Below are 2018 nucleotides of genomic sequence, written 5' to 3'. Positions count from 1 at the left end.
CCGGGGTTCGACAGTCGGTGGGCATGCGGCGGTGGGGAATCTGCGGGCTGACCTGTGGTGATAGGCATGAGGGCGCTTCGGGGCCGTTTGCCCACGGCTCCGAAGCGCGTTTTCCCAGCTCGGCGGCTATTCGGCGGTCTTGAGGCCGCTTATCTTTGGCGGGAGCGGGACACCGCAGTCGGTGAAGAGTTTGGTCTGGGTGTCGGTGAGCCGGGTGGTCTGTTGGAGGCTGCCAGCCGGGCCGGAGAGCGTGACCTGGTGGATCCGGCCGAGCTCGGCGGCGATCTTGGGCCAGGTCTGCTCGGTGCGACGCTCGGCGACGCGGATCAGTAGCAGCGCGAGCCAGCACAGCAGCACGTGAGCGCGTATCCGTTCATCGAGGCGGTGGTAGACCGGCCGCAGGTCAAGGGTCGATTTCATCGTCCGGAAAGCGCGTTCGGCCTCGAGCAGGTTCTTGTAGCCGAGCGCGATGTCCTCGGCGGGCAGGTCGGGGTCGCTGGTGGCCAGCAGGTACTTGCCGTCCAGGCGGGCCTCGGCGGCGACCTTGGCGGCGTCGATGGACAGCCGCCCGGTGGTGGGGTGCTGCTTGAGCCAGCGGCCGAGGGCAGGATGGTCGCGAAGCGCGCACTCGGCCTTGCGGTGCGGGGCGTCCGAAGGGACTACGGGGCGCTTGCCGGTCTTGGCCGCCTTGGCCTTCGCCTTGGTCGCGTCGGCTTCCCGGGCGGCCTTGATACGCGTCAGCTCCTCGCGGATCGCGGCGAGTTGGTCTTCGCGTCGGGCGGCGTCGCGTTCGGCCTCGGCGGGATTGTGGCAGATGATGAAGCGCCTGCCCTCGTCGCCGTCGAGGCGGACCTCCTTGACACGCAGGTTGTCACGCACTTCCTGGTAGCGGCCCTGGCGGGCCAGAGCCTGCTCGGCGCGGTGGGAGCCCTCGCGCATCTTGATGCCGGTGATGTAATGGCCGCCGGCCCGGCGCGGATAGCTCTGGTTGGCCTCGGAGGAGAACCCGGTGTCGCAGACCGTGACCACCCGCCCGAGCCGCCAGTCGCGCAGGCCGTCCTTGACCTCGGTGATCACAGTCTGGTCGTTGGTGCCGCCGGGCCAGGTCCAGCAGCGCACCGGGATGCCCTCGCGGGTGACGGCCAGTCCGATGACGATCTGCGGCAGGTCCTTGCGGTGGTCCTTGGAGTGCCCGTACTGGCGCAGGCTGGGGCCCTCGGTGTCCAGGTCGTCGGCGGTGTCGCGCTCGAAGTAGGTGGAGGTGGTGTCGAAGAAGATCAGGTCGACTTCGAGGTTGAGCAGGTGGGCGGCGGAGAAGAACACCGCCTCCTGCACGGCGCCTTGGACATCAGCGGCGACGAGCAGGTCCATGGCGCGGTAGGCGTGTTGCTCGGCCAGTGCGTCCAGGCCGGGGATGACCTGGTCGCGGGTGGCCCACTCGGCGGCGGCGAGCTTGGAGGCGGGGGCGATGGCCCGGTTGGCGACCAGCGCGAAGAGGATGCGCTCGACGTCGGTGCGGAACTTGCGTTCGTCGATGCGGGAAGCCAGGGCGGTGTCGATGCCCAGGAGTCTCCACAGCCCGTCGAGCAGCCAGCTCGCCCCGAGCGGCCGGGAGGACTCCACCGTCAGCAGCCTGGCCTCCTCGGCTCCCAACGGCGCGGCTACCTCGTCCTCCTCGCCGAGGTAGCGGTTGATGGAGGAGACCAGGCGGCGCAACCCGTCGACGTCCAGGCGATCCTCGCGGCCGAAGTTGACCAGCACCTCGGCCTGCGTGGTGCCGCCGACCCGCCGGTTGTGGGCGAGTTGCAGGTAGCGCACCACCGACCCGTCCTTGTTCCGCCGCTGGATCTTCCGCAAGTACATGCCCGCATCATCAGGCAACAATCCTGATCAGCACAATACCCACGGCAAATCCGTTTGCCCACGCCACCGGACAGTCTCAGGCGAGCGTCAGCCCTCTCACCTGCACAGATCCGCCGCCAACCCACCCCGCATGCCCACCAACTGTCGAACTCGGG

At 68.9% G+C, this 2018-nt stretch carries 1 protein-coding gene; it reads right to left on the bottom strand.

Translation table 11 applies throughout. The features are described 5' to 3' along the window. Positions 1-126 precede the first annotated feature (126 nt). The gene (locus ABGB16_RS33575; protein WP_347672075.1) at positions 127-1863 is read right to left on the bottom strand and encodes an IS1634 family transposase; all 1737 of its coding nucleotides are present in this window, start codon (positions 1861-1863) and stop codon (positions 127-129) included. Between the last annotated feature and the right edge of the window lie 155 nt (positions 1864-2018).

It is taken from the genome of Micromonospora sp. B11E3 (assembly GCF_039871625.1).
GTDB lineage: Bacteria > Actinomycetota > Actinomycetes > Mycobacteriales > Micromonosporaceae > Micromonospora.
The sequence above is the reverse complement of the archived record's forward strand: the minus strand, read 5'-3'. Positions and strand labels throughout refer to the sequence as shown.